The sequence below is a fragment of the Streptomonospora nanhaiensis genome (assembly GCF_026642255.1).
Taxonomy (GTDB): domain Bacteria; phylum Actinomycetota; class Actinomycetes; order Streptosporangiales; family Streptosporangiaceae; genus Nocardiopsis; species Nocardiopsis tropica.
Map to the genome: position 1 here is coordinate 1,028,313 of NZ_CP113264.1, position 26,717 is coordinate 1,055,029.

The window sequence follows — 26,717 nt, forward strand, 5'->3', positions numbered from 1 at the left end:
GCGTCCCGGGGCGCCGTGACCGGCCGCGACGGCGGTCCCGGGACAAACCTGCCGCTCGTGGCCACCGCCGGGTCACGTGTGGTTCAGGTGTGAGCCGTTCCCACGCGGATAGCTTTACGACATGACCGAAGACGAGAACGTAAGGCGGGCCGGCCCCCTCACCTACCGGGGCAGCTCGATTCCCAGCACCACCACCGACCAGCGACTCCTCGACCGGCGCGGCCCCTCGGACTGGGTGCACACCGACCCGTGGCGGGTCCTGCGCATCCAGTCGGAGTTCGTGGAGGGCTTCGGGCTCCTGTCCGAACTGCCCTCGGCGGTGAGCGTGTTCGGCTCGGCCAGGATCAAGCCCGGGACCCGCTACTACGACCTGGGCGTCGAGGTGGGCGCCAGGCTCGCGGAGGCGGGCTACGCCACGATCACCGGCGGCGGCCCCGGCATGATGGAGGCCGCGAACAAGGGCGCCCAGGAGGCGGGCGGGCTCTCGGTGGGGCTCGGCATCGAGCTGCCCTTCGAGCAGTCCCTCAACTCCCACATCGACATGGGGATGACCTTCCGGTACTTCTTCGTCCGCAAGACGATGTTCGTGAAGTACTCGCAGGCCTTCGTCGTGCTGCCCGGGGGCTTCGGCACCCTCGACGAGCTGTTCGAGGCGGCCACCCTCGTGCAGACCAAGAAGGTCACCCGGTTCCCGGTGATCCTGGTCGGCCGCGACTTCTGGGGCGGGCTGGAGGAGTGGGTCCGCACCAGCCTCCTGGAGAACGAGCTGATCAAGCCGCAGGACATGGAGCTGGTCCAGATCGTCGACGACCCCCTGGAGGTCGTCGACATCATCCGCAAGTCCCACCTGCACATCGCGCGGGAGCAGGAGGAGCTGGCGCGGTCCGAGGCGGGGCCCGAGCAGTAGGAACCGGGCACGCGCGCCCGGCGCCGCCCCGCCGTGGCGGGGGCGGGCGGGGCCCCGGGGCGCGGACCGCCCCCACGCGGAGCCGCCCCCGGCCGCCCGCCCACCGGCCTCCCCACGGGGGCCGGTGTGTGGCACGATCGGGTCCGTGCCTGTTCTCATCATGATCCTGGTTGCCGCGGCCGCGCTGGCCGTGCTCGTCGGCGTGGTCTACGTCGTGCTCGGCAAGGGCGGTCAGCTCGCCCGGTTCGAGGCCGACTACCCCCCGCTCCCCCTGCCGGACGACCGCGCCGTCAGGGCGCGCGACCTCGGTCGCGTGATGCTCCCCCTCGCCCTGTGGGGCTACCACGTCCGCGCCGTGGACGAGCTGCTGCTGCGGCTCACCATCACCCTGCGCGAGAGGGAGGAGCGGATCGAGGACCTGGAGTGGCGCCTGTCGCGGCTCGACCCCTCCTACGTCCCGGAGGGGACCGGGCCGCTCCCCGGGGCGCACCTGCCCGGGGACGCCTACGCACCCGGCGCGGTGCCCGGGGACGCCTACGCACCCGGCGCGGTGCGGGGGGCAGGTTCCGAGGGGCCGGACGCGCACGACGGGCCCGACGCGCACGGCGGGCCCGACGGGGACGCCGAGCGGGACCCCGCGGGGCCCGGGGACGCCGCCCGGGGCGAGGCCGCGGACGACGTGTCGGAGGACGCCTCGGACGACGCCGCGGTCGGCGGGAACCAGCGCTGACCGGACCCGGCGGCGGGGGCCGGGGAGCCCGGTGCGCCCGCTCCGGGGCGTGCGGCCGCCCGCGGAATCGCGGCGCGTGTCCACCCGGCCCGACCTGCCGATCCGTCGCCCGCTATGCCGTGCATCACAGCCTCGGCGCCGTTCTGTGGCGGATCCGGCGGGTTGGCGTGCTCTATTCTCGGTCGCTGTACTCGATACCCCCGTTCCGCCGGAGCGGGTGCAGCGTTGTTGAGGATGGCGAGGATGGACACAGCAGCCGAACTCGAGTCGGGAGCCGGGGACAGGCGCGACGCGCCCGCCTCCTCGGTGACCCCGGCCCACCCCGTGCAACAGCTGTCCCTGTGGCCGCCGCCCAGGTCGACCCGGCACAGCGGGAAGCGCCGCCGCCAGATCACCCTTCTGGCCGCGGCCGCCGCGGCCGTCCTGCTCGTCGGCGGCGGAGCCGCGGCGTGGGCCGTGCTCGCGGAGCCGGGCGAGGAGGAGAGCGGTCCGTCCGTTCCCGCCGAGGCGTTCGTCGGTGCGTGGTCCGGTGAGATGAGCCAGGTCGACACCGACGGCGAGCACGTGGCCGACTGGCACGCGGAGGTCCGGATCGAGGAGGGCGCCGAGCGCGGCAGCACCGCCTGGACGACCTTCTCCTGCTCGGGGACCCTGGTCCTGTCGGCCGGCGACAACGACCGCCGCGTCTACGCCTACACCGAGACGGCCGACCCCGAGGACCGGTGCGTCGACGAGGCCGAGCTGACCGTGTGGTCGGCGGCCGACGGCGGCGGGCTGAGGGCGGAGTGGTCCTCCATCACCCGGGAGGGGACCCGGATGATCTCGACGGGCGACCTCGGCTGACCCGCGCGGGACCGGCCCCAGGTCGGGGGCGTCCCGAAGGGGCGCGTCCGCGCGGTGGGCCGGGGCGGCGGAGCTCTCCGCGCCCCGGATACTCCCCGAGTTTCGGTCGGGACCGATATAACCTTACTGACCGAAGATTCCTCGTGGGCGTGTGCTCGCGGCGGCGGCCCCGCTGTCGCCTGGCGCACACGGAGGGGTGAACCTCCGAGATAATGGTCGAAGAGTGATTCACGCCCCTTAAGCCACACGGGCATGAGTCACCCGGAACCGGCATGCGGCTCCGGAGCCGAGACCGGTCACGCGGATCGGCGCCGGTGCTGTGGGTCGGCCCCGGTCACCCGCGAGGAACACTAGAAAGGGGAATGGCATGGCGGCGATGAAGCCGAGGACCAGCGACGGGCCGATGGAGGTCACCAAGGAGGGTCGCGGCATCATCATGCGGGTCCCGCTGGAGGGCGGCGGACGCCTGGTTGTCGAGCTGACTCCAGACGAGGCGTCCGAGCTCCGGGACGCGCTCAAGGGTGTCGTCGGCTAGTTCGGCAGTGAACCGTCCCCCACCCCGGGCCGGAAAGCCCTGACGACCCCCGAGGTTGTACACCTCCCAAGTGAACGATTGTGAGCGGCCTGTGCCTTTCGCCACGGAGATCCACCCCGTACCGGGGAAGCTCGTCGATTCCACCGCGGACCTGCTGGTCCTCCCCCTGATTCCGGGAGACAGCGGACCCGAGGCGGTCGAGGGGGTCGCCGAGAGCGGCCTGACACAGGTCCTACCGGCATCGCTCACCGATCTGTTCGCGCACTACTCGCTCACCGGGAAACCCGGAGAGCTGGCCCACTTCCCGGTGCCCCGGGACCAGGGCCTGGTCCGCCTGGCGCTTCTGGGGGTCGGATCGGGTTCGCCCGACGACCTCCGGAAGGCCGGCGCGGCCCTGGCCCGGGCCGCCCGCGGGAACGAGCGCGTGGCCCTCGCCTGGCCCGGCTCCGGCGCGGAGGCCGCCACCGCCTTCGCCGAGGGCGTGCTCCTGGCCTCCTACACCTTCAGCCTCAAGACCTCGGAGGTCCCGGACGACCGGCGCCCGGCGGCCTCGGTCGAGGTCGCCTCCGGCGACGGTGACGACGGATCCCTGGCCGGCGCACTGGAGCGGGGCACGGCCCTGGCCGCGGCCACCGCCCTGGCCCGCGACCTCATCAACACCCCCTCCCTGACCAAGGACCCCGAGTGGATGGCGGCGCGCGCACGCGACGTGGCCGCGGACAAGGGCCTCCAGGTGCGGGTGTGGGACGAGAAGGACCTGGAGAACGACGGGTTCGGGGCGATCCTCGGCGTGGGACAGGGCTCCTCGCGCCCGCCGCGCCTGGTCCAGCTCTCCTACACGCCCGAGAACCCCGCCGCGCACGTCGTCCTGGTGGGCAAGGGCATCACGTTCGACACCGGCGGGCTCTCCCTCAAGCCCAACGACAACATGTCGCTGATGAAGACCGACATGAGCGGCTCCGCGATCGTCCTCGCCGTGCTGTCGGCCCTGGCGGCCGTGGGCGCCGCCGTCCGCGTGACGGGCCTGCTGGCCCTGGCGGAGAACGCCTTCTCCGGCGACTCCACCCGGATCGGCGACGTGCTCACCACCTACACCGGGACGACGGTCGAGGTGCTCAACTCCGACGCCGAGGGCCGCCTGGTCCTCGCCGACGCCATGGGCTACGCGGTCGGCGAGCTCGCCCCGGACGTCCTGGTGGACGTCGCGACGCTGACCGGCGCGGCCAAGGTGGCGCTCGGCACCGGCACGGGCGCGCTGTACAGCAACGACGAGGAGCTCGCCGCCCAGCTGGAGGAGGCGGGCCGCGACTCCGGCGAACCCCTGTGGCGGATGCCGCTCACGGAGGAGTACGTGCCGACCACGAAGTCGCGGGTGGCGGACCTGGCCAACATCGGCACCCGCGGACGCGACTTCGGTCCCGCGGGCGCCACCGACGCCGCCCTGTTCCTGCGCGAGTTCGCCGGGGACGTCCCGTGGGCGCACCTGGACATCGCGGGGCCCGGCAGGTCCATGAAGGAGAGCGGACTGCTCAGCAAGGGCGGCACGGCGTTCACGACCCGCACCCTGCTGCGCTGGCTCGCCGACCGCTGAGCGGTGCCGGACGGCGGCCGGGCCGCCGTGGGGGAGGGGGAGCCCCCTCCCCCTCCGGTCGCGCCGCGGCTACAGGATGGCGGCCAGGAGTCCCTCGCCCACGGGCATGAACAGCGGGATGGACGCCTCCTCCGCGCGCAGCCGGCCGATCACCTCCCGGACGGCGGTCTCCCGGGGGTCGGGCACGCGCAGCGGCCCGTCCGGCTCGGAGGAACCCGCCATGGCGCCGTTGAACACCACCATCCCGCCCGGACGCAGCAGGCGCCGCGCCTCCTCCAGGTACAGGGGGTAGGACACGGTGTCGGCGTCCACGAGGACCAGGTCGTACCCGCCGTCCGTCAGCCTCGGCAGCACGTCCAGGGCGGCTCCGCGGATCAGCCTCGCCCGTCCCGCGCCGAACCCCGCCCTCGCGAACGCGGACCGCGCGTACTCCTGGTACTCGGCGTTCGTGTCGACCGTGGTGAGGATGCCGTCCGGCGTCATGCCGCGCAGCAGCCAGATCCCCGAGGAGCCGCACCCCGTCCCGATCTCGACCACGGACCGGGCGCTGATGGAGGCGGCCAGGAAGCGCAGCGCGCCCCCCGTGGCGGCGTCCACGGGCGGGGCCGTCGACCGCAGGCCCGCGTCGTACGCGTCGGCGAGCGGCTCGTCCTCCATGGCGTCCCGCTCGAAGCGGGCCTGCTCGGTGCGGACCCAGGTGAGCCGGGCCGCTGTCTCCTCCGGACCGGTGATGACGGCCTCCCGCTGCTGTGGTCGCATACGTGTCGTGGGCCCGACCGGGAAGCCGTCACCCACCGTGGAATGATGGTCCGACCAGGTCCGGCGCCTGGCAGAAGACTAGCCTGATCCGGACCGAACTCCGAGCGTGGCGGCGGGAACTTAATCCACGCCTCCCGGCGTTGAATCGGGATGAACGTACGTTGATCGCCACGAAGCAAACTCCCCCCGACCAGCCAGTCGGCGAATCGACGGGATGAAGGGAGCAGCGGTGCCAGAGACCGGCCCTGCCGTGGAATTCGAGGCATGGGAACCCCCGAGCTGGGACGAGGTCGTCCGGACCCACTCGCCGCGCGTCTACCGGCTCGCCTACCGGCTGACCGGCAACAAGCACGACGCGGAGGACCTCACGCAGGAGGTCTTCATCAGGGTGTTCCGCTCCCTGGCCAACTACACCCCCGGCACCTTCGAGGGGTGGCTGCACCGCATCACCACCAACCTCTTCCTGGACATGGCCCGCCGCAAGGCCCGTATCCGCTTCGAGGGCCTGGCCGACAACGCGGACGAGCGGCTGGAGGGGCGTGAGCCCTCCCCCGCCCAGCGCTACGACGACCGGCACTTCGACGCCGACATCCAGTCCGCGCTGGACGCGCTGCCCGCGGAGTTCCGCGCCCCCGTCGTCCTGTGCGACATCGAGGGGCTCTCCTACGAGGAGATCGCGGCGACGCTCGACGTCAAGCTCGGCACCGTCCGCAGCCGTATCCACCGGGGCCGCGCCCAGCTGCGGCGGGCCCTGGAGCACCGGAGGTCCCTGGCCGCGGAGCAGCACGGGGTGAGCAGCGGCGGCAACGCAGGCAACGGGGAGGCGGAGTGAGCAAGGACCACCTCGGAGAGCGGCTCTCCGCACTCGTGGACGGCGAACTGGGCCCCGTCGAACACGAGAGCGCCCTCATCCACCTGGCCAAGTGCGAGTCGTGCCGGTTCGAGGCCGACATGATGCGCCGCCTGAAGCGCCGTCTCACCGGTCTGCGCGAGCCGGAGCCCGACCTGGACTTCATGGGGCGGCTCACGAGCCTGTCCCGCGACCCCGGACCGGGGGGCCGGGGCCCCTCCGAGCCGCCGCCCGGGGGCGCGGGCTTCGGGTTCCGCCCGCCGCTGGGGTCCTCGCGTCCCCTCGGCGGCTTCCCCGGAGGGGGCGCGGCGGCCGTGGAGACCGCGGCGGAGACCGGGTCGGCCCGGACGGGGCCCGCCCGCCCCGAGCGGCCCGCCCGCCCCGTCAGGCGCCGCGGCGGGGACCGCTTCTCCCACCTGCTCCCGGACTTCCCGGGAGGGCGCTACGCGGTCGCCGGCTTCGCGGTCGCCACCGCGCTCCTGGGCACCGCGTTCGTCGCGGGCGGAGACGCGCAGGACACGCCCGTGGTGGAGCCCCGCCTGTCCGACTACGCCGTCGAGCACGCGGTGACCAGCCGTCAGATACCCGTCATGGACTCCCGCCCGACGGAGGTCCGTCCCGTGGGGACCGAGACCCCGCCCGGGTACGGCTCCACCGAAACGACGCGGTGAGCGCGGGGGGACCCTCCTCCGCCACCTCCGGTCCGGCCACACTCGTCGCCGTGCTGGCGCTGTGCGTGGTCCTGCTGACCGGGGCCGCGTGCCCCGATGCGCACCAGGTCCCCGCCGAGGGGGCCGACGACGGCATGTCCGTGCTGCGCCGGGCCGCGGTGGCGGGGAAGGAGACGGCCTACTCGGCGGTGCGCGAGGTGACCGGGGCGGAGGGGGAGGCGCCGTCCCACGTGCACGTGGTGCACCGGCCGGGCGCCGGTCTCGCGCTCGCTCCCGTGGGGGAGGAGGAGGCCGCGTTCGTGGTGCGGGCGTCCTCGGCCCTGGAGTCGCTGGACGAGCGCCTGCTGCACATGCTGGAGGACACCTACGAGGTGACCGACGCGGGCACCGCCGACCTGGAGGGCCGGGAGGCCCGGGTGGTGGAGGCCGGACGTGCCGACGGCACCGTCGCCGGGCGGTTCTGGGTCGACACCGGGACCGGGCTGCTCGTCGGGAGCACGGTCTACGAGGTGTCGGGGGAGCCCGCGCTCAGCGTCCGCCTGACCGGCCTCGCGCCGGGGGAGGGCGACTGGCCCGAGGGGGCCGTCGGCGGAACCCCCTGGGGCGACGCCCTGACCGGTGAGGAGCGCGACGGTCTGCGGGAGGACGGGTGGACGCTCCCCGAGCACCTCCACTGGAACCTCAGGCTGGTCGACGCGCGCTCCACCGAGCACGCCGGCCGCCGCGTCGTGCACGCGATCTATTCGGACGGGTTGTCGCAGGTGTCGGTTTTCATCCAGCGTGGGAAGCTGGACACGAAACACGCCGCTTCACTCCGTGACGGATACGCCGGAACCGATATGGGGGGAAGCGGCGTCACAACACAACACGACACGGTCTTCGGCGGAGACGTGGGCCAGTACCAGAGCATGTGGCAGGCGGGCGGCTTCGTCTACACGGTGCTGGCCGACGCCCCCGCCGGGATCGCCTCGTCCGCTGTGACCGCGCTGCCGGGACCCGAGAGTTCCGGCTTCTGGGCCAGAGTGCATCGGGGCATGTCCCGGTTGGGATTCCTCTAGGGGTGCCCTCCGACCGAGGCGGACCCGCCGGGCGGCGGGAGGCCCGCCCCGGTCGGGGCCCACGCGGCGGGACCCGCCGAGTCGCGTGTCGACCGCGAGCCAAGCGACAGAGCGACCCACGGAGCAGGTCTTGACTGAGGAGAACGGCCGTTCGGACCACGGGGCAGGGCCCTCCCGGTCGACCCCGCCGGACGGCGCATCGCCCCCCGGGGACGGACCGCGGGATGCGGCGCCCACGCCCGGCCGGACCCCCGCGGCCCACCGGCGGCACCCCCGGTGGGCCGCCCCCGGCCCCCCGGCCCACGGGGGCCCGGCCCCCGTCACCGACCGGGGCGCCGCCCCCGGCCCGTCCTCATCCGCCTCTCCCCGCAGTGGAGACCACATGAACCACACCCCTCCCGGGCAGGGCGGACAGCCCGGCGCCTCCTCGAACCCCGGAGACCGGACCGGTCACCACCCGGCCCCTGGCGGGCCCACAGGCCCCGCCGACCCCCAGAACCCCGTGGGGAGAGCCGGGCCTCCGAGCGCGTCCGGCCACGGGCCGGGCGCCCCCGGAGGCCCGGGCCGCGCGGCCCACCAGGGGCCGTCCGCGCCCCACGGCCCGGCGGGCCCCGACCACCCCACCGGCTACACGGCCCCCTTCCACCGGGCGGACCCCGCCGACGCCGCGGGGCAGGCGGGCCGACCCGGCCCGTACGTCCCCGCGGACGCGTCCGGCGCGCACATGCCGGGCCCTTCCGGGCCGCACGCGCCGCAGTCCGGGCAGGCGGCCTACGGGATCGCGCCGCCCGCCGCGCCCCGGCCGCGCGGACGCGGCGTCCCGGTGTGGATGGCCCTGTCCGGCATGCTCGTGGTCGCGCTCATCGCGGGCGGCGCGGGCGGTGTGGCGGGAGGGCTCCTCAACGGCTCCGCGTCCTCCGACGCCGCGCCGGAGGACGACGGCCCGGTCATGAACGAGCCCCCGCCCGAGGCGCCCCAGCGCGACCCCGACACCATCGCCGGGGTGGCGCAGCGGGTCAGCCCGAGCGTGGTCTCGCTCATCAGCGCCGACGCGCGCGTCCCGGGCGGCGGCTCCGGGTTCGTCATCGACGGCGACTACGTCGTCACCAACGACCACGTCTCCAGCGGGCTGGAGGCGGACGGCATCGTCATCGAGTACAGCGACGGCACCCTCTCCGAGGCCTCCGTGGTCGGCGCCGACCCCAGCTCGGACCTCGCGGTCCTGTCGATCGCGGACCCCCACGACGTCGAACCGCTCCAGTTCGGGGACTCCGAGGAGGTCATCGTCGGGGACGAGGTGATCGCGATCGGCGCCCCCCTCGGCCTGAACGGCACCGTCACCCAGGGCATCATCAGCGCCGTCAACCGGCCGGTCAGCTCGGGCCAGGGCGAGAGCGGCGGGCGCTTCTACGCGCTCCAGACCGACGCCGCCATCAACCCGGGCAACTCCGGTGGACCGCTGGTGGACACGCGGGGCCGCGTCATCGGGGTCAACTCGATGATCGCGACCATGGGCGCCATGGGGGAGACCAGCGGCAACATCGGCCTCGGGTTCGCGATCCCCTCGGTGGAGGCGGAGCGCGTGGTGAACCGCCTCATGGAGGACGGCGAGACCGCGTACGCGGACATCGGCGCCGACATCGACGAGGACAGCCCCCTCGCGGGCGCGGTCATCGCCGAGGGGGCGGACGCGGTCGAGCCGGGCGGTCCGGCCGACGAGGCGGGGCTGGAGCCCGGTGACGTGATCGTCTCCCTCGACTCCCGTCAGGTCGGCTCGGGCGAGGACCTGCTCGCGATGCTGCGCAGCCGCGCCCCCGGTGACGAGGCCGCCGTCGACTACGAGCGCGACGGCGAGCGCGAGAGCACCACGATCGTCCTCGGCTCGACCGACGACTGAGGCCCCCGGGAGCGCCCCCGTCGCGCCCACCCTCCCCGGACACGCGAAGGCCCCCGGTCGCCCGGGGGCCTTCGCCGTTCTCTCCTCCCGGGGCCGCGTGCGGCCCGGGAGAGGGGTGTCAGCGTCCGGCCGGGGAGATGCCCAGCTGCATCCCCGCCAGGCCGCGCGGCTTGCCGACCAGGGACTCGGCGATGCCGGAGATGACCTTGCTCGCGTCGGTGTCCGGGTCGCTCAGGACGAGGGGGGTGCCCTCGTCGCCGCCCTCGCGCAGACGGGTGTCCAGCGGGACCTGGCCCAGCAGCGGGATGGTGGTCCCCAGCGTCTTGGTCAGCGCGTCGGCGACCGTCTGGCCGCCGCCCTCGCCGAACAGGTGCAGGGGCTCCCCGCCGCCCGGCGGCACGAAGTACGACATGTTCTCGATGACGCCCGCGATGCGCTGGTGCGTCTGCGCGGTGATCGCGCCCGCGCGCTCCGCCACCTCGGCGGCGGCCATCTGCGGCGTGGTCACGATGAGCAGTTCGGCGGTCGGCAGCAGCTGCGCGGTCGAGATGGCGATGTCGCCCGTGCCCGGGGGCAGGTCCATCAGCAGGACGTCCAGGTCGCCCCAGAACACGTCCGCCAGGAACTGCTGGAGGGCGCGGTGCAGCATCGGGCCGCGCCACACCACGGGCTGGTTGCCCTGGGTGAACATGCCCACCGAGATGACCTTGATGCCGTGCGCGGTGGGCGGCAGGATCATGTCCTCGACCTTGGTCGGGAAGTCCGACGCGCCGAGCATGCGCGGCACCGAGTGGCCGTAGATGTCGGCGTCGACGACGCCGACCTTGTGGCCCTGGGCGGCGAGCGCCGCGGCGAGGTTGACGGTGACGGACGACTTGCCGACCCCGCCCTTGCCGGAGGCGACGGCGAAGACCTTGGTCAGGGAGTTGGGCTTGGCGAAGGGGATCTCCTTCTCCGCCTGGCCGCCGCGGAGCTTGGTCTGGAGTTCCTTGCGCTGCTCGTCGCTCATCACGTCGAGCTCGACGCGGACGGAGGTGACGCCGGCGACCTTGGTCACCGCCGCGGTCACGTCCTTCTCGATGCGGCCCTTCATGGGGCAGCCGGCCACCGTGAGGTAGATCCCGACGCTCACGGTACCGTCGTCGGCGATGTCGATGCTCTTGACCATGCCGAGGTCGGTGATGGGACGGTGGATCTCCGGGTCTTGCACCGTGGCGAGGGCTTTGTGCACCTGCTCGGTGGTTGCTGTGGAGGACATGTGCTCAATCGTAGGTCAGCGGGGCGGGATGGTTGGTCTGCGGTGTCACCCGCACGTACCACCGTTTCCAACGAGGAGGGGGCGTCCCCCATTCCTCGCGGCGGCGGCGTTCGCCATCCCCTGTTCATACTGTGACCAGGCGATAACGGCGTGGCCTTAACACTGGCAATACATGGCCGGATAGTAGTCTCGGCGCACGATGGGAAATGTGCCGCCACCGCCTGGTTCGTCCTGGCCCGCCGCGCCCGAAGGGCCGGAGGGGCGGGCTTCTGGGGCCTACGCGCAGGAGCAGACCTGGGCCGGACCCCCCGGCGGGGGGCGGCTGACACCGCCCGGCGGGCACCCGGCGGTCAACGCCGACCCGGGGGTGTGGGCCTGGCCGCCGCCCAGACCGGTGCGCACGAACGAGTTCGCCTGCGCGGAACTGCCCCCGGGTGAGTCCTATCACAGGCTGGGCCGGACCTCCCGCTTCCGCTGGTGGACGACGCCCCTGGCTCTGGCGGGGTTCGCCGTCCTGCTGTTCTTCCTGTGGATGGCCATCCTGCTCGCGGTCACGATCGTCGCGATCGTCGAGGGCAGCGGGCTCGCCCCCGATTCGGTGCGCATCAGCGAGATCGCCCAGCTGGCCTTCGGCCTGCTGTCGTCGGCGCTGCTGATCCCCATCGTCCTCTTCGTCGTGCGGGTGGTCCAGTGGCGCCGCGTCGGCTCCCTGATGTCGGTCGCGGGCCGCGTGCGCTGGGGCTGGCTGGCGGTCTGCACCGCCGCGGCGGTCCTGCCGGTGGCCCTGGGCGTGGCGGCCTTCCTGCCGCTGGCCCGCCTCGTCCAGCCCGGCCTGGTGCCCCACCAGGGCGCCGGGGGGACCGAGGTGTTCGCGGCGGCGATGGCCGTCGTCCTGGTCCTGGTCCCGTTCCAGTCCGCGGCCGAGGAGATCACCCTGCGCGGCCTGGTCATGCAGATGGTCGGCGCGCTCGGGGCGCGCCCCGGCGAGCGGGGCGGCGACTCCTCGGTGGCCCGGGTGCTGCGCTCCCCGGGGCCCTCGGTCCTGGCGGGCGGGACGCTGTTCGCCGCGCTCTACCTGGCCACGCACCCCGGCGACCTCTGGACCGCGGCGGCCCTCGTCGTCATGGGCCTGGGAGCGGCCTGGCTGACCTGGCGGACCGGAGGCCTGGAGGCCGCGATCGCGCTGCACACGGTCAACAGCCTGGTGCAGTTCACGCTGTGCGTCTTCGAGGACCGCCTGTCGGAGATCGGCACGGGAGCCGTCGTCGGCGCGGGGCTCCCCCTGGGCGCCGGCTCGCCGCTCGTCCTGCTCCTCACGACGGCCCAGGTCGGCCTGTACACGCTGGGCGTGGTCTGGTTGGCCCGCCGCCGCGGGGTGCGCCGCACCAGCGCCGACACACCGCGCTGAGCCCGCCCGGCCCGCGGGTCAGGCGATCGGCTCCCGGGCGGCCCCCTCCGCGACCGCCTCCGGGCGCTCGGGGAACACCCACGTCCGGTACGCGAAGAACCGGAACAGCGTGCCGATCCCCACACCCACCACGTTGCCCGCGACGTTCTGCGCGAGCACCCCGTCCAGGCCGAGCACGTGGACGGAGAACCCCTGGCAGGCCAGCTGGATGGCCAGGCCGACCCCGTTCATCACCAGGAACAGCAGCGTCTCGCGCCCGTAGCCCGTGCGGGCCCGGTCGCCGAACGTCCAGAACCGGTTGCCGACGAACGCGACCGCGATCGAGCACAGCGTCCCGACCACCTGTCCGGACAGCGGGCCCATGCCCGCCCCCCACAGCAGGTTGGTGGCGCCCAGCTGGACCACGTAGGCGACCGCGCCGACGGAACCGAACCTGCCCACCTCCGCGGCGAGCTTCGCGAGCTTGGGATGGCGGGCGGAGAAGTCGCGCACGGCCGTCGCCTCCAGTCGTGTGGTCGGGGGTGCGCCTTCGGACGGGCCGCCGACCTGGGGGCGAGAGGGGCTTCCGGCCGCCGTGCGCGCACGCTCTAGACTCTAGCCCGGGGACTTGAGCAGGGCCCCGGCCGCGGGTTCCGAGCCGAACCGGCCAGGCATCCCCGCAGGGGAGCCGTCCCGTCACCGCGGTTGACGAGCATGTGAGTTGAGGAACTGTGAGCGAGCGTAACCGCACCGTCCCCCGCGTGGGAATGGTCGGAGGTGGCCAACTCTCCCGGATGACCCACCAGGCGGGCATCGGACTGGGCGTCCACTTCTCCGTCCTGGCCGCCGCACCCACCGACAGCGCAGCCCTGGTCTGCGGCGACGTCACGCTGGGGAACGACCGCGGCCTGGACGACGTCATGGCCTTCGCCAAGGCCAACGACGTGGTGACCTTCGACCACGAACACGTCCCCGAGCCCGTCCTGCGCGCCGTCGAGGAGGCGGGCGGGCTGCTGCGCCCCGGCCGGGACGCCCTGCGCTTCGCCCAGGACAAGCTGCGCATGCGCACCCGCATGGCCGAGCTCGGCGCCCCGTCCCCGCGGTGGAGGGCCGTCACCGCGCTGGAGCACGTGACCGGGTTCGCCGACGGCGAGGCGGGCGCCGGCTGGCCGGTCGTCCTCAAGGCCGCGCGCGGCGGCTACGACGGCAAGGGAGTGTGGATCGCCGCCGACGCCGAGGAGGCCCGGGCGGTCGTGGACCGGGCCGCCGCCGAGGACGTCCCCCTCCTGGTGGAGGAGAAGGTCGCCTTCTCCCGCGAGCTCGCGGTGCAGGTGGCCCGCTCCCCGCACGGCCAGGTCGCGGTCTACCCGGTCGTGGAGACCGTGCAGCGCGGGGGCATCTGCCACGAGGTCGTCGCCCCCGCCCCCGGCCTCTCCGACGAGAAGGCCACGAGGGCCCAGGAACTCGCCATCGAGATCGCCCAGGCGCTCGACGTCACCGGTGTCCTGGCCGTGGAGCTGTTCGAGACCGCCGAGGGCGTCGTCGTGAACGAACTCGCCATGCGGCCCCACAACTCCGGCCACTGGAGCATCGAGGGCGCCCGCACGTCCCAGTTCGAGCAGCACCTGCGCGCGGTCCTCAACCTGCCCCTGGGGTCGCCGCGCACCAACGCCCCCTTCACCGTCATGGCCAACCTGCTGGGCGGCACGGACCCCGACGTCTACAGTCGCTACCTGCACGTGATGGCCAAGGACCCCGGCGTGAAGGTGCACTTCTACGGCAAGGACGTGCGTCCGGGCCGCAAGATCGGGCACGTCACAGTGATGGGCGACGACCACCAGGACCTCCTGGAGCGCGCCCGCGACGCTGCCGCCTACCTGCGAGGAGACGACCAGTGAGCAACCAGGCCCCCGTCGTGGGCATCGTGATGGGCTCGGACTCGGACTGGCCGGTGATGCGCGAGGCCGCCGAGGCGCTGCGCGAGTTCGACGTGCCGTTCGAGGCCGACGTGGTGTCCGCGCACCGCATGCCGCACGAGATGATCTCCTACGGGGAGGAGGCCGCCGGACGCGGCCTGAAGGCGGTCATCGCCGGGGCGGGCGGCGCCGCCCACCTGCCCGGCATGCTGGCCTCCGTGACCACCCTGCCCGTGATCGGCGTCCCGGTGCCGCTCAAGTACCTCGACGGCATGGACTCCCTGCTGTCCATCGTCCAGATGCCCGGGGGAGTCCCCGTGGCGACGGTGGCCGTGGGCGCGGCGCGCAACGCGGGCCTGCTGGCGGTGCGGATGCTCGCGGCGCACGACCCGGAGCTGTCCGGGCGGATGGAGAGGTTCCAGGAGGAGCTCAGGTCCCAGGCCCACGCCAAGGGCGAGCGCCTGCGGCGCGAGGTCGCCGAGGGCGGCAGGCCCACCGGCTTCGGCCTCTAGACCGTCTTCCGCGCGGCCCCGGCGTCCCGAGCGGCGCCGGGGCCGCGCCGTGCCCGGGGGCGGGCGTGGTCGGGCGGGCGCGTGTCAGCCGGAGGCGGGCACGAGCGCGCGCAGACCGTCCATCGCCTGGTCGACGGTGGGCAGAGCCTCCGGGTCCACGACGAACTGGACGACGTAGCCGGCGATGAGGTTGTAGACCAGCGACCCCAGGCCCGCGACGGTGCCGGGGTCGACCTCGTCGGGCTCCACACCCAGGATCATCGCGGCCAGCTCCCGGCGGCCCTCGGCGATGCCCCTGGCGAGGGCCTCGCGGACGCCCTCGTCGAACTCGGCCTGGGTGAAGGCCTGGATGCTGGCCACCAGCAGGTCGCGCTCCTCCGGCAGGGACGCGAAGACGGAGCCCAGCAGGGCGCGCATCCGCTGCTCGGGCTCCTGCGAGCGGGAGGCGTCGACGGCCGCCTGGAAGGAGTCGCCCCACTCGCTGGACGCCTCCAGCACCGCGGCGTTCATGAGGTTGTCCTTGGACCCGAAGTGGTAGCCGATGGACGCCAGGTGCGCCCCGGAAGCGGCGGCGATGTCGCGGGCCGTGGTCTTGCCGTACCCCTTTTCGACCAGGCACTTCCTGGCGCCTGCCAGCAGGTCGTCTCGTTGGCTCATGCGGAGATCCTAGCATTTTTGTACGTACGTACATATTGACGGCTGAATTTGACGTACGTACGATCAAAACCATGCACACCCCACAGAACACGGCGAACCGCCGGGCCGCGCCCCGCACCTGGGCCGGTCTCGTCCTCCTCCTGATCCCGGCACTGCTGGTGTCCATGGACATCTCGGTCCTCTTCGTCGCCGCACCCGCCATCGCCGAGGCGCTCGAACCGGGCGCCACCCAGTGGCTGTGGATGATGGACGTCTACGGCTTCGTCCTCGCCGGACTCCTCGTCACGATGGGCAGCCTCGGGGACCGCCTCGGCCGCCGCAGGCTGCTCCTCACCGGCGCCGTCCTCTTCGGCGCGGCCTCGGCGCTCCTGGCCTTCGCCCCCAGCGCCGAGCTCTTCATCGCGGGCCGGGCCCTCCTCGGCCTCGCCGGGGCGACCCTCGCCCCGTCCACGCTGTCCCTCATCCGCAGCATGTTCACCGACCCCCGGCAGCGCGGGGCGGCCGTCGGCGCCTGGACCATCGCCTTCACCGGCGGCGCCGTCGCCGGGCCGATCCTCGGCGGCCTGCTCCTGGAGTTCTTCTGGTGGGGCTCGGCCTTCCTGGTCAACCTGCCGTTCATGGTCCTGCTGGTCGCCCTCGCGCCGTTCCTCGTCCCGGAGTCGCGCGACCCGGGCGCGGCGGGCTTCGACCTCCCCGGCGCGGGCGCCTCGCTCGTCGCCGTCCTCGGACTGGTCTACGCGGCCAAGCGCTTCGCCGAGCACGGCATCGAGCTCCAGGGCGTCCTCGCCCTGCTCGTCGGCACGGCGTTCCTGGTGCTGTTCGCGGTCCGCCAGCGCCGCACAGAGCACCCGCTCGTCGACATGGCGCTCTTCACCCGCCCCGCCTTCACCGCCGCGGTCGGCAGCAACACCGCCGTCGCGTTCGCCGCCGCGGGGCTCGGACTCCTGGTCTTCACGTTCCTCCAGACCGTGCACGGCCTCAGCCCGCTCCAGTCCGCGCTGTGGTCCCTGCCCGTCTTCGTCGGCACCGTCCTCGGAGCCGTCCTGGCGGGCGCCGCGTCGCCGAGGGTCCGCCCCGGCCCCCTGATGGCCGCGGGCCTGCTGGCGGGCTCCGCCGGGTTCGCCGTGGTGGGGACCGTGGAGACGGACTCCCCGCTGGCCGTCCTCATCGTCGGGTACACGGTGACGACCTTCGGCGTCGGCATCGTCGGCACCCTCGCGAACGGTCTCGTGCTGGCCACGGCGCCGCCCGAGCGGGCCGGAGCCGCAGCCGGGGTCTCCGAGACCAGCACCGAGTTCGGCTCGGCCCTGGGCATCGCGGTCCTCGGCACCGCCGCCACGAGGATCTACAGCACGGCCATGGAGGAGGGCCCGTCCGGTGCGGAGGGGCCCGCCGGCGAGACCGTCGCCGGAGCCGTCGCCGCCGCGCCGCGGTCGGAGGACCCCGGGGCCCTGCTCGACGCGGCCTTCACCGCCTACACCGCCGGGGTCTCCACCGCCGCCCTCACCGGCGCGGCCGTGCTCGCGGTCGCGGCCCTCCTCGTCGCCGCGGCCCTGCGGGGACTGCCCCCGGGAGCCGGAGGGGAACCCGGCGGGGAGGGCGCCGCGGGCCCGGACGCCCCGGCCGTGGGCGCCCGGGCGGCAGCGGACCGGGATCAGGCCCCGAGGGCGTAGCGCCAGGGGGCCGCGCACTCCTCGGCGGGCCTCTGCTCCAGGTAGCCCCACTCCAGGAGGTCGCTCACCGGCACGTACCCGTCGCCCTGCGCCTCGGGGAGCTCCCCGGCCGGTGCGAGGACCTGCTCACCGCCGCCCGGCTGCTCGAAGTGCGGCGCGATCGGGCCCACCAGGGCGGTGAACCCCGTCGCCACCTCGTAGCAGTTGTAGTTGTGCTCGGGCCCGCCGGGCCAGGTGTTGAGGGAGTCCGGCGGCAGTGCCCGGCGCTCGTACGGCGCGCCCGCCGGGGCCAGGAAGGTGCCCCGCGGCGATCCGAACCGGTCCAGCATCCGTCCCTCGCGGAGGCGTCGGAGCCCGTTCACCGGCTCGCCGTCCACCACCACGAACCCCATGTGATCGGGGTAGTCCCAGCCCTGGGGGGTGGCCCACCTGTCCAGGAACTCCGTCGGGGTGAGGTCGCCGAACCTGTCGTAGGAGCGGACGAGCGACCCCACGGGGCCCTCCGAGGGGAGCTCGGCGGGCCCGAGGCGGCGGTCGCCGCACAGGTACGCCGCCAGGTCCTCCTCGGTGGGCGGGGGATCGAGCACCGGACAGTCGGCCTGCGGCGCGGACGGAGCCCCGGGAGGGGACAGCACGTCGGCGTGGGCGGGCGGTGCCACCAGGAGCAGGGCCAGTGCGGCGCCTGCCACCGCGGAGAGCTTCACGAATCGGACTCCGTTCGTTTCCTCGGGCGCCGACCCGGTGCCGGCCGCCCGCGTTCGACCACGGAGTGAAGTGAAGCACGGACGGACGGTCACCGTCCGGGGTTCGCCGGAACTGCCGACCGGAGGAGGGGAGGGATGCCCCGCCCCACGCGGCCGCCAGGGGGCGGCGCCCGCGCCGGGAACGCCGACGGCCGGCCCCCTCGGGGACCGGCCGCCGGAACGGGTCGGGGCCTACTGGCGGCCGAGGGCCCGGTAGGTCCACCCCGAGGCGCGCCAGAACGTGGGGTCGAGGGCGTTGCGCCCGTCCACGATCCTCTTCTGGGCCACCACGGTGGCCAGCTCCTCCGGGTTGGCCTCGCGGAACTCGGTCCACTCGGTGAGCAGGAGCACCACGTCCGCCCCCCGCGCCGCCTCCAGCATGGAGTCGGCGTAGTTCAGCTGCGGGTGCTCCGCGCGGGCGCGCTCCAGCGCCACCGGGTCGTACACCGTCACCTGGGCGCCGAGCGACGCGATGGTCGAGGCGACGTCCAGCGCGGGCGAGTCGCGGATGTCGTCGGAGTTCGGCTTGAACGCCGCTCCCAGGACGGTGACCGTGCGCCCGGCGAAGCTGCCGCCGATCAGCTGGCGGGCGAGGTCGATGGTGCGGGCGCGGCGGCGCTGGTTGATCGCGTCCACCTCGCGCAGGAACGACAGGGCGGGCTCCACGCCCAGCTCGTCGGCGCGCGCCATGAACGCGCGGATGTCCTTGGGCAGGCAGCCGCCGCCGAAGCCCAGGCCGGGGCCCAGGAACTTGCCGCCGATCCGGTCGTCGTACGACAGGGCCTCGGCCAGCTGGATCACGTCGGCGCCCGCGACCTCGGACACCTCCGCCATCGCGTTGATGAAGGAGATCTTCGTGGCCAGGAACGCGTTGGCCGACACCTTGACCAGCTCGGCGGTCTGGAGGTCGGTCACCAGGAAGGGGACGCCCTCGTCGACCTGCCGCTGCCACAGGGCGCGCACGGCCTTCTCGACCCGGGGGGAGTCGGTGCCGATCACGATCCGGTTGGGGCGCAGGGTGTCCTCGACGCCGAAGCCCTCGCGCAGGAACTCGGGGCTCCACCCCAGTTCGGCCTCCCCGCCCACGGGGGCGAGCGCGGCCAGCCGCGCGGCCAGGGTCGCGGCGGTGCCCACCGGGACGGTGGAGCGGCCGACGACCACGGTGGGGCGGTGCAGGTGCGGGGCGAGCTGGTCGACCGCGGCGTTGACGTAGCGCAGGTCGGCCGCGCCGGACTCGTCGCGCTGCGGGGTGCCCACGCAGATCAGGTGCAGGTCCGCGAACTCGGCGACCTCCCTGAAGGAGGTGGTGAAGCCGAGGCGCCCGGACTCCAGGCTCTTGCCGAGCAGCTCGGCGAGGCCCGGCTCGAAGAAGGGCACCCTGCCGGAGCGGAGCATCTCGATCTTGGCCTCGTCGACGTCGAGCCCCAGTACCTCGAACCCCATCTCGGCCAGGCAGGCCGCGGTGGTGGCGCCCAGGTAACCGGTACCGATGACGGAGACGCGCATACGGTCCGCTTCGACCACTGGTTGAGTCCTTCCTCGCTTTCGTCCGTTGCCTGTGCCGGTGGTTGTTCCCGCAGAAGGCGGTCAACACCCCGGTTGAGGGCAGGAAACGGACATGGTTCGGCCGACGGGGGTGCCCCGGGGGCGCGATGCATCACCTTACGCGCCGAGGTGTGGCGCATGACCGAACACCGCGTGAACAGTCAGGCGCTCAGGTTACCGGTGGGTGCGGCCCCCCGGCCACGGGGGCGCGGCTCAGCGGGGACCGCCCCGGAGGGGGCCCGTCCCGCCGCTCTCGTCGTCCAGGGGCGTCCAGGTCGCGCCGGACCCGTTCCGCCGGAAGGGGGTCGTGGTCCGGTCCGGGTCACCGGCGAAGGGATCGTCCGGGTCGAGGACGGGGGGCGGTGCGGGCACGGCGTCCGGAACGGTGTCGCCCACGGGACCGCGGTCGCCCCGGGGACCGCCGTCCGCCCCGCCGGGAACGGCGCCGCGGTACCGGACCCGGCCGGGACCGCCCTCGATCAGAGGGGCGGGGAGCCCGGCGCCGGCGGCCGTCCGCCAGCGGACCGGCATGGCCGCCGAGACCAGCAGCAGCGTTCCGAGGGGCAGCCCCACCGCGAGGCCCGCGCCGGCCGGGTAGAGGAAGCTCTCGTCGTTCAGCCACGCCAGGGCGGGGCCCATCGACGCGGGATGCACGGCCGGCCACAGGCACAGTGCCGTGAGCAGGGCCCCCGACGCCCCTGCCGTCAGCGGGGACACCCGGGACGCGACCAGGTAGGCGCACACGCCCCCGGTGAGGCACGACACGACCGCCGACAGCACCGTCGCGACGCCCACGTCACCGGCGGCGAGCCGCGGAAGGGCCTCGGCCGACCAGGCGACGGCGACCCACAGCACGGGGGCGAGGGCGATACCGGCGAGCAGGCCGACCAGGTGTCGGAGCACAGGAGTCCTTCCTTCGCGGGGGTCACCCGCAGACGTTGTCCCGGGCGGTCGAGGTGGAGAGGCCCTCGGCGGCGGAGGGCTCCGCCTCCGGCCCGGGGGACTCCGCGCCGTCCGGGGCGTGGAACCCGGTGTAGTCGGATCCGATCACGATCTGGAGCTCGCCGTCCAGGGCGGTGTCCTCGACGGCCTCCGCGCCGGGGATCATCCCGGCCACGTAGGCGGCGTCGGCCCCGTCGCCCGGCCCGTGCCTCACCTCGGTCGTCGGCACGTCGCTGCTGCTCCAGTTCTCGGCGGGCGCGGACAGCGCGAAGCCCGCCCCGGTCAGACCCTCGTCCACCTGCGCGCCGAGGCCGGGGGTCCCGATCCCGTTGAACACCCTCACCCGGATGTCACCGGGGTCCGGGTCGCCGCTCCCCCCGTCACGGGGCTCCTCCCCGGGTTCGGCGACAGGCCGGTCGGCGCGGACCGCGGCGAACAGCTCCCGGGAGGCCGGCTCGTCCCACAGCAGGGCGACGTCGCCGCGCGGCGTCCAGTGGTTCATGTCGGCGATGGGGACCTGGGTGAAGGTGACGGCCCCCATGTCCAGGTCGCGCATCTGGTAGGCGAGCTCGTTGATCGTGCTGGTGTCCAGGCCGGAGTCCACCGTCACCGAGGAGAGGGCGCTGTCCAGGAACGCGGTCAGCTTGGCGGGGTCGGACAGGGTCTCGCTGCTCAGCGCCCGGTCGAGCATCGCGGACAGCACCTGCTGCTGGCGGTCGATCCGGTCCAGGTCGCCGCGCGACGTGGCGCGGGTGCGGGCGAACGCCAGGGCCTCGGTCCCGTCCACCTCGTGCGTGCCCGCGGCCATGTCCAGCTGCGCCTTGGGGTCGTCGAGGGGCTCGGGCAGGCACACCTGGATGCCGCCCAGGGCGTCGACCACGTCGACGAAGCCGTGGAAGTCCACCTCGACGTAGTGGTCGATCCGCACGTCGGTCACCGACTCGACGGTCCGGACGGCCAGCTGCGGCCCGCCGTAGGCGTAGGCGGCGTTGATCTTGTCCTCGCCCTCGCCGGGGATGTCCACCCACAGGTCGCGGGGGATGCCGACGACGGTCACGCGGTCGCGCTCGTGGTTGAGCCGCACCAGCATCATGCTGTCGGAGCGCTGCCCCGGGGTCGAGCCGACGCTCAGGTCGTTCCGGTCCTCCTGGTTGACCTCCTCGCGGCTGTCGGAGCCGATCACCAGGAAGGTCAGGCCGCCGGTCGCCTCCGGGCGGTCGCCGTCGGACAGGCCGGAGAACACGTCGAACCTGTTCAGGGAGCCGGACATCCATCCGGTGAAGGCCCACGAGGTGCCCGAGGCGAGCAGGACCAGGACGGAGAAGGCGCCCATCAGGAGCAGGCCCGTGCGGCGCCGCCGCGCGGCCCTGCTGGGAACGGTCACCCGGCCGGACCTGGGGGACCGGCGGTCCTCCGGCGGCAGCGGCTGGGAACGCTCTCGCCGGAAGCCGTCCCCCGGCCCCTGCGTTCCCGAGCTGTCGTCGCTCATCGGCGTCCCCGTCCCAACCGACCCACGGTGTCCTTATCCCTAGGTTGTCACCCGATCCGCCGAAGAGCGCGGGATGTCAACCCTCGGCGTGTTGTCCTCCGCTTTGGGTAGGACGCCGCCGGAGCCGCCGGGGTTCCGCTGCCACCGGGAGCCGTCCTGAGGCGTATCCGGTACCAGTGTGTGACCGAAATCCATGGCCACGGGCTGACTTACGCGCAAAAATGATCGCTTCCGGTACGCGTACGGCGGCCCCCCGTTCCGGGGAGCGCCGTACGGCCTGCCCGCCGCGGACCGGTCCACACCCCTTTCCCCGCCCCCTCCCGGAGTACAACCATGTACCAGCAGCCCCAGTACGAAGCCGTGTCCCCGAAGAACTGGCTCACCACGCTCCTGCTCAGCCTCTTCCTCGGCGGCCTCGGGGTCCACCGCTTCTACGTCGGCAAGACCGGCACCGGCGTCCTCATGCTGATCACCTGCGGAGGCGCCGGCGTCTGGGCCCTCATCGACCTGGTCATGGTCATCATGGGCAACTTCAAGGACGCCCAGGGCCTGCCCGTCAAGAACCAGGGCTGACCCGTCGGCGGCGCGGCCCGGCGGCGATCCCGCCGGGCGCTCCGGGCCGTACGGGTGCAGTACCGTTGACGCGCGCGAGGGAAGCCCCTCGCGAGTCCCCGACACGTCTTGACCTTGGGAAGTGCCCGTGTCCTGGCCGCCTGTCTCCGTCGTCATGCCCGTACTCAACGAAGAACGCCACCTCGCCTCGGCGGTGGAGCACGTCCTCGCCCAGGAGTACCCGGGCGAACTGGAGGTCGTGCTCGGGGTGGGCCCCTCCTCGGACCGCACCCGCGAGGTCGCCGACGGGCTCGCCGCCGCCGACCCCCGCGTCAAGGTGGTGGACAACCCCACCGGCAGGACCCCGGCCGGCCTCAACGCCGCCATCGGCGCCTCCTCGCACGACATCGTCGCCCGCATCGACGGGCACGCCATGATGCCCTCCGACTACCTCCGTGTGGCCGTGGAGACCCTGCGCGAGACCGGCGCCGACAACGTCGGCGGCATCATGGCCGCCGAGGGCACCACCCCGTGGGAGAAGGCCGTCGCCGCCGCCATGACCTCCAAGGTGGGCGTCGGCAACGCGCGCTTCCACACCGGGGGCGAGGGCGGCCCCGCCGACACCGTCTACCTGGGCGTCTTCCGGCGCTCGGCACTGGAGCGCGTCGGCGGCTACGACGAGGCCTTCCTCCGCGCCCAGGACTGGGAGATGAACCACCGCATCCGCACCACGGGCGGCACCGTGTGGTTCCAGCCGCGGATGACGGTCTCCTACCGGCCGCGTCGCAACGTGCGGCTGCTCGCCAAGCAGTACTTCCACTACGGCCGCTGGCGGAGGGTGGTCGCCCGCCAGCACAAGGGCACCATCAACCTGCGCTACCTGGCGCCCCCCGTCGCCCTGGCCGGGGTGGTCGCGGGCCTGGTCGGCGGGTTCGCGTTCTGGCCCCTGTTCCTGGTCCCCGCCGCCTACCTGGCGCTGGTCACCGCCGCGTCCGTGCCCCTCGGCCGGGGGCTGCCGGCCTCCAGCCTGCCGCTGATCCCGCTGGCCCTGGCCACCATGCACATGTCGTGGGGCGCCGGCTTCATCACCAGCCCCCCCGGGCTCGGCTCGGACTCGCGCACCGCGCAGGGCGCCAGCGCCTGACGCGCCCGCCGCCGCGGGTCCCGGACGTGCGGCCGTATCCGGCCAGGGGCCGCCCTCGCACGGGGGCGGCCCCTCTGCTACCCAGGGAGCAGGACACGGAGAGGAACCCATGGACGAGTTGCGGGGCGACCAGGCCGCGTGGCGGTTCGACGGCGAGTCGATCGCGATCGCGTACGAGACGAAGGGCTGGTTCAAGAGCCCCCTCCTGAAACTCCTCGGCGGCCTGAGCGTGCCGCTCGCGGCGGTGGAGGAGGTGGACTTCCGGCCCGGGGCGGTGCGCAAGGGCGGCTGGGCCATGAACCTGCGGCTGCGGGAGCGGATGGACCCCTACGCCGCGGTCGGGGCGATGCTCGACGACCGGGCCCAGCCCTTCAGGCTGACGGGGCCCGCGTCGACGGAACTGGTCGCCGAGTACCTCGCGGACCAGGTGAGGTTCGCCGCCGGACAGGCCGGAGCGCCCGACGGCGCGACCCCGACGGCTCTCGTGCCGCCGCTGCCGCTGCACGTCAGAACCTCCGAGGGCACCGCCCACCTCGACCGCGGACGCCTGACCCTGGTGTGGGGCGGGGGCCACGCGAGCGGTTTCAAGAAGAAGCAGCAGCGCCGCGAGTTCGACCTGGCCGACATCGCCGCCGTCGAGTGGTCCCCCCTCGACGACTGGGGCTGGGGCTTCGTCCGGGTGATCACCGCCGGCGGGACGGAGCAGACCGCGGCCAAGCCCAGGAACGACCTCAACGTGCTGCGCGCGGGGGAGGAGGGCAACGAGATCCACCAGGTGTTCCTCCTCGCCGCCACCGTCACCGCGCACGTGTGGGCCCGGGGCGCGCGGGCGCGACTCGCGCCCGGCCCGGGCGGCGCACCGGGCGACGGCCGGACCGGACGGGACGACGACGCCTGGTGGAGGGACACCGCCAGGAGCGCGCTGGACGCCGTGCGCCGCTCCGCGCTCGCCCTGAACGGTTCCGGCGACGGGATCGCCACCGCGGAGGGCGGCGGGGCGGGCGCCGCCGGAGGTGCCGCGGCGGGGGAGCGGCGGTCCTCCGGGGACGGTCGCGGAGGGGGCGCCGACACCGCATGGATCTTCGAGCAGATCGAACGCCTCGGGGAACTGCACGCGAAGGGTCTGCTCACCGACGAGGAGTTCTCCGCGAAGAAGGCCGAGCTCCTCGGCCGGATCTGACCCTCCCGGACCCGGCACGCCGGGCCCGGGGCCTCAGCACCCCGCGCGCTCCCCGCCCTCCCGGGCCTTGAGGGCGGAGACCGCCCCGGGCACGTCGTCCACCACGACCGCGTCCATGCCCGCCTCCGCGAAACGGGCCGCGTCGACCGGGTCCGGGCACCAGGAGACCACTTCCAGCCCCGCCCGGTGTGCCAGGTCCACGGTGTACGGCACCGAACGGCGGCCCGGCCGGGGGGCGTCGCCGGTCAGCCCGAACGACCGCGCGTCCACCGCGACGATCGCGCACCCCAGGCCGGCGGCTCCCGCCACGGCCTGGTCCAGCGGGTTGCGCACGAACGGCATCCACGCCGTCGGCACCTCCGGGGCGCCCCCGCGGACGGCCACGAGGACGCCGGGGTCGAACGAGCAGACGAACACCCGGCGACGTTTGGCCTCACGGCGCAGGTACGGGAGGAGAAGGGAGGCCGTCCGCCGTGACGGAGCGTCGACCGCGTCCTCCATGACCGACTTGACGTCCACGTCCAGCCCGACCCCCGCCGGGATCGCCGCGAGCCCCTCGTCCAGTCCGGTCAGCCCCGCCGCGGCGCACTCCCCCGCGGTCAGGTCCACGATCGCCCGGCCGTCGGCCAGGGCGGCGTCGTGGTGGAGCACCAGCGCGTCGTCGGCCGTGCGCCGCACGTCGACCTCCACCCAGTCCGCCCCGGCCGCGGCCGCCGCCGCGTACGACTCCGGCGAGTTCTCGCGGGCGCCGTCCACCACGCCGCGCCCCGCGCCGCGGTGCCCGATGACCTCGGTGGCCGCGAAGACCCGGCTCACGAGTCCGCCTCCGCCAGGACGGCGCGGGCGCGGGCCCGGCGCAGCAGCGTCTCGGCGACCTCCACGTCCCCCGGGTTCGTCACCTTGATGTTGTCCTCCTCACCCGGCACGATCCGCACCTCCTCCCCGGGCAGGTACCGCAGCACCACCCCGCAGTCGTCCGTGGCGACCAGCCCCGGGTCGGCCGTGGCCAGGGCGTAGGCGCGGCGCGCCACGCCCAGCCGGAACCCCTGCGGGGTCTGCATGCGGCGCAGCTCCGAGCGCGGCGGCACCTGGGCGACGGCCTCGCCGCCGGTCCGGCCGGGGGCCACCCTGACGACCGTGTCGGCGCTGGGCACCGCCACCCCGACGGCGCCCGCCTCTCCCAGCGCCGCGACGCACGCGGAGATCGTGGCGGGGCGCACGAGCGGCCGGGCCGCGTCGTGCAGCAGGGCCAGGTCGGTGTCGGCCGCGCCCCCCATCGCGGAGAGGGCGGCGTACGAGGTGTCGGTGCGTGTCCCCCCGCCGGGGAGCACGGCGGTGACCTTGGCGAACCCCGCGGAGGCGACGATGTCCTCCACCCTCCCGACGTACTCCCGCACCATGAGGACCAGGATCTCGTCCACCTCCGGGCACGCCTCGAACGCGGCGACGGAGTGCTCGATGATGGGCCGCCCCTCCAGGGGCAGCAGCTGCTTGGGGGAGGGGGCGCCCATACGGGAGCCGACCCCTCCGGCCAGAACCGCCGCGATCACACGCGGGCGCATGGCCCCACCTCTTCCGTCCACGGCTGGTGTCGCCGTTCCCTTGGCCGCACTCGCCGCGGCGCTCGTCACAGGGCCCGCCCGGGGGCGCGTCCGGGGCCCGGCCGCCGCCGGCGGACCGCGCGGCAGGACGCGTCGGACCCTGCCGGCGTCCGTGTGCGCGGGGCCTTCGGCCTTCGCGGCCCCGGTCGGCCGGGGCGCGTGCCCGGTTGTTCCCCGTAAAGGACATGATCTCCGCCCTCGGGCCGAGGCTAGCGGACCGCCGCGGCGACACGGGGCGTGACCGCGCGCACAGCCCGGAGGGGGAGGGCTGGTTGGC

At 74.1% G+C, this 26,717-nt stretch carries 26 protein-coding genes; 16 read left to right on the forward strand and 10 right to left on the reverse strand.

Annotation, left to right across the window (positions count from 1 at the left end):
* The first annotated feature begins 121 nt into the window (after window positions 1-121).
* The 5 genes from OUQ99_RS04635 (at window position 122) to OUQ99_RS04655 (ending at window position 4,606) form a co-directional block, all read left to right on the forward strand.
* Window positions 122-907, forward strand: coding sequence for a TIGR00730 family Rossman fold protein (locus OUQ99_RS04635; RefSeq protein ID WP_267948187.1), 786 nt, complete (start codon window positions 122-124; stop codon window positions 905-907).
* 145 nt (window positions 908-1,052) lie between these two features.
* Window positions 1,053-1,637 carry a hypothetical protein gene (locus OUQ99_RS04640; RefSeq protein WP_267948188.1) on the forward strand — a complete coding sequence of 195 codons (585 nt, stop codon included), beginning with the start codon at window positions 1,053-1,055 and terminating at the stop codon, window positions 1,635-1,637.
* Window positions 1,638-1,880: 243 nt separating this feature from the next.
* On the forward strand, window positions 1,881-2,480 hold the full coding sequence (locus tag OUQ99_RS04645; protein ID WP_267948189.1) for a hypothetical protein: 600 nt from the start codon (window positions 1,881-1,883) through the stop codon (window positions 2,478-2,480).
* A 367-nt stretch (window positions 2,481-2,847) separates the two neighbouring features.
* A complete protein-coding gene (locus tag OUQ99_RS04650) occupies window positions 2,848-3,015 on the forward strand; it encodes a DUF3117 domain-containing protein (RefSeq protein ID WP_267948190.1) in 168 nt (55 codons plus the stop codon).
* A gap of 91 nt (window positions 3,016-3,106) precedes the next feature.
* A complete protein-coding gene (locus OUQ99_RS04655; RefSeq protein WP_267948191.1) occupies window positions 3,107-4,606 on the forward strand; it encodes a leucyl aminopeptidase in 1,500 nt (499 codons plus the stop codon).
* 69 nt (window positions 4,607-4,675) lie between these two features.
* Here the strand turns inward: OUQ99_RS04655 and OUQ99_RS04660 are convergent, their stop codons facing one another.
* A complete protein-coding gene (locus OUQ99_RS04660; RefSeq protein WP_267950251.1) occupies window positions 4,676-5,263 on the reverse strand; it encodes an O-methyltransferase in 588 nt (195 codons plus the stop codon).
* 316 nt (window positions 5,264-5,579) lie between these two features.
* On the opposite strand from OUQ99_RS04660, the gene sigE reads away from it, so the two are divergent.
* From sigE to OUQ99_RS04680, 4 genes are all read left to right on the forward strand, one after another.
* Window positions 5,580-6,197 carry an RNA polymerase sigma factor SigE gene (sigE, locus tag OUQ99_RS04665; RefSeq protein WP_267948192.1) on the forward strand — a complete coding sequence of 206 codons (618 nt, stop codon included), beginning with the start codon at window positions 5,580-5,582 and terminating at the stop codon, window positions 6,195-6,197.
* On the forward strand, window positions 6,194-6,886 hold the full coding sequence (locus OUQ99_RS04670) for an anti-sigma factor family protein (RefSeq protein ID WP_267948193.1): 693 nt from the start codon (window positions 6,194-6,196) through the stop codon (window positions 6,884-6,886). Before sigE ends, OUQ99_RS04670 begins: the two co-directional genes overlap by 4 nt.
* Window positions 6,883-7,944 carry a transcriptional regulator gene (locus OUQ99_RS04675; protein WP_267948194.1) on the forward strand — a complete coding sequence of 354 codons (1,062 nt, stop codon included), beginning with the start codon at window positions 6,883-6,885 and terminating at the stop codon, window positions 7,942-7,944. Before OUQ99_RS04670 ends, OUQ99_RS04675 begins: the two co-directional genes overlap by 4 nt.
* A 382-nt stretch (window positions 7,945-8,326) precedes the next feature.
* Complete coding sequence (locus OUQ99_RS04680) at window positions 8,327-9,841, forward strand: trypsin-like peptidase domain-containing protein (protein ID WP_267948195.1); 1,515 nt, start codon at window positions 8,327-8,329, stop codon at window positions 9,839-9,841.
* 118 nt (window positions 9,842-9,959) lie between these two features.
* On the opposite strand, the gene OUQ99_RS04685 is transcribed toward OUQ99_RS04680, so the two are convergent.
* Window positions 9,960-11,099 (reverse strand): Mrp/NBP35 family ATP-binding protein, encoded by a 1,140-nt coding sequence (locus OUQ99_RS04685; protein ID WP_267948196.1) that lies wholly within the window; start codon window positions 11,097-11,099, stop codon window positions 9,960-9,962.
* Window positions 11,100-11,493: 394 nt separating this feature from the next.
* Here OUQ99_RS04685 and OUQ99_RS04690 point away from each other — a divergent pair, with 394 nt between their 5' ends.
* A complete protein-coding gene (locus tag OUQ99_RS04690; protein WP_267950252.1) occupies window positions 11,494-12,507 on the forward strand; it encodes a CPBP family intramembrane glutamic endopeptidase in 1,014 nt (337 codons plus the stop codon).
* Between the two features lie 18 nt (window positions 12,508-12,525).
* Here the strand turns inward: OUQ99_RS04690 and OUQ99_RS04695 are convergent, their stop codons facing one another.
* Window positions 12,526-12,999, reverse strand: coding sequence for a GtrA family protein (locus tag OUQ99_RS04695; RefSeq protein ID WP_267948197.1), 474 nt, complete (start codon window positions 12,997-12,999; stop codon window positions 12,526-12,528).
* A gap of 218 nt (window positions 13,000-13,217) precedes the next feature.
* Between OUQ99_RS04695 and OUQ99_RS04700 the strand changes: the two genes are divergently transcribed.
* Complete coding sequence (locus tag OUQ99_RS04700; protein ID WP_267948198.1) at window positions 13,218-14,384, forward strand: 5-(carboxyamino)imidazole ribonucleotide synthase; 1,167 nt, start codon at window positions 13,218-13,220, stop codon at window positions 14,382-14,384.
* A gap of 29 nt (window positions 14,385-14,413) precedes the next feature.
* A complete protein-coding gene (purE, locus tag OUQ99_RS04705; RefSeq protein WP_378554036.1) occupies window positions 14,414-14,914 on the forward strand; it encodes a 5-(carboxyamino)imidazole ribonucleotide mutase in 501 nt (166 codons plus the stop codon).
* Between the two features lie 84 nt (window positions 14,915-14,998).
* Here the strand turns inward: purE and OUQ99_RS04710 are convergent, their stop codons facing one another.
* On the reverse strand, window positions 14,999-15,571 hold the full coding sequence (locus tag OUQ99_RS04710) for a TetR/AcrR family transcriptional regulator (protein WP_267948200.1): 573 nt from the start codon (window positions 15,569-15,571) through the stop codon (window positions 14,999-15,001).
* A 71-nt stretch (window positions 15,572-15,642) separates the two neighbouring features.
* Between OUQ99_RS04710 and OUQ99_RS04715 the strand changes: the two genes are divergently transcribed.
* Window positions 15,643-17,244 (forward strand): MFS transporter, encoded by a 1,602-nt coding sequence (locus tag OUQ99_RS04715; protein WP_267948201.1) that lies wholly within the window; start codon window positions 15,643-15,645, stop codon window positions 17,242-17,244.
* Here the strand turns inward: OUQ99_RS04715 and OUQ99_RS04720 are convergent.
* From OUQ99_RS04720 to OUQ99_RS04735, 4 genes are all read right to left on the reverse strand, one after another.
* Entirely contained in the window at window positions 17,226-17,948 is a 723-nt protein-coding gene (locus OUQ99_RS04720) for a TNT domain-containing protein (protein ID WP_267948202.1), read from the reverse strand. The genes OUQ99_RS04715 and OUQ99_RS04720 overlap by 19 nt on opposite strands.
* Before the next feature lie 231 nt (window positions 17,949-18,179).
* The gene (locus tag OUQ99_RS04725; RefSeq protein WP_267948203.1) at window positions 18,180-19,511 is read right to left on the reverse strand and encodes a UDP-glucose dehydrogenase family protein; all 1,332 of its coding nucleotides are present in this window, start codon (window positions 19,509-19,511) and stop codon (window positions 18,180-18,182) included.
* A 234-nt stretch (window positions 19,512-19,745) separates the two neighbouring features.
* On the reverse strand, window positions 19,746-20,435 hold the full coding sequence (locus OUQ99_RS04730; protein ID WP_267948204.1) for a YIP1 family protein: 690 nt from the start codon (window positions 20,433-20,435) through the stop codon (window positions 19,746-19,748).
* 22 nt (window positions 20,436-20,457) lie between these two features.
* On the reverse strand, window positions 20,458-21,963 hold the full coding sequence (locus tag OUQ99_RS04735) for an LCP family protein (RefSeq protein ID WP_267948205.1): 1,506 nt from the start codon (window positions 21,961-21,963) through the stop codon (window positions 20,458-20,460).
* A gap of 333 nt (window positions 21,964-22,296) precedes the next feature.
* On the opposite strand from OUQ99_RS04735, the gene OUQ99_RS04740 reads away from it, so the two are divergent.
* The 3 genes from OUQ99_RS04740 to OUQ99_RS04750 all read left to right on the forward strand — a co-directional run bounded on the left by OUQ99_RS04740 (window position 22,297) and on the right by OUQ99_RS04750 (window position 24,839).
* A complete protein-coding gene (locus tag OUQ99_RS04740) occupies window positions 22,297-22,536 on the forward strand; it encodes a TM2 domain-containing protein (protein ID WP_267948206.1) in 240 nt (79 codons plus the stop codon).
* Between the two features lie 127 nt (window positions 22,537-22,663).
* A complete protein-coding gene (locus OUQ99_RS04745; RefSeq protein ID WP_267948207.1) occupies window positions 22,664-23,659 on the forward strand; it encodes a glycosyltransferase family 2 protein in 996 nt (331 codons plus the stop codon).
* A gap of 109 nt (window positions 23,660-23,768) precedes the next feature.
* On the forward strand, window positions 23,769-24,839 hold the full coding sequence (locus OUQ99_RS04750; RefSeq protein WP_267948208.1) for a DUF4429 domain-containing protein: 1,071 nt from the start codon (window positions 23,769-23,771) through the stop codon (window positions 24,837-24,839).
* Between the two features lie 33 nt (window positions 24,840-24,872).
* On the opposite strand, the gene OUQ99_RS04755 is transcribed toward OUQ99_RS04750, so the two are convergent.
* Together OUQ99_RS04755 and OUQ99_RS04760 are read right to left on the reverse strand one after the other, a co-directional pair.
* On the reverse strand, window positions 24,873-25,655 hold the full coding sequence (locus OUQ99_RS04755; RefSeq protein WP_267948209.1) for a glycerophosphodiester phosphodiesterase: 783 nt from the start codon (window positions 25,653-25,655) through the stop codon (window positions 24,873-24,875).
* Window positions 25,652-26,401 carry an IspD/TarI family cytidylyltransferase gene (locus OUQ99_RS04760; RefSeq protein WP_267948210.1) on the reverse strand — a complete coding sequence of 250 codons (750 nt, stop codon included), beginning with the start codon at window positions 26,399-26,401 and terminating at the stop codon, window positions 25,652-25,654. The genes OUQ99_RS04755 and OUQ99_RS04760 overlap by 4 nt, the downstream gene beginning before the upstream one ends.
* Window positions 26,402-26,717 lie beyond the last annotated feature (316 nt).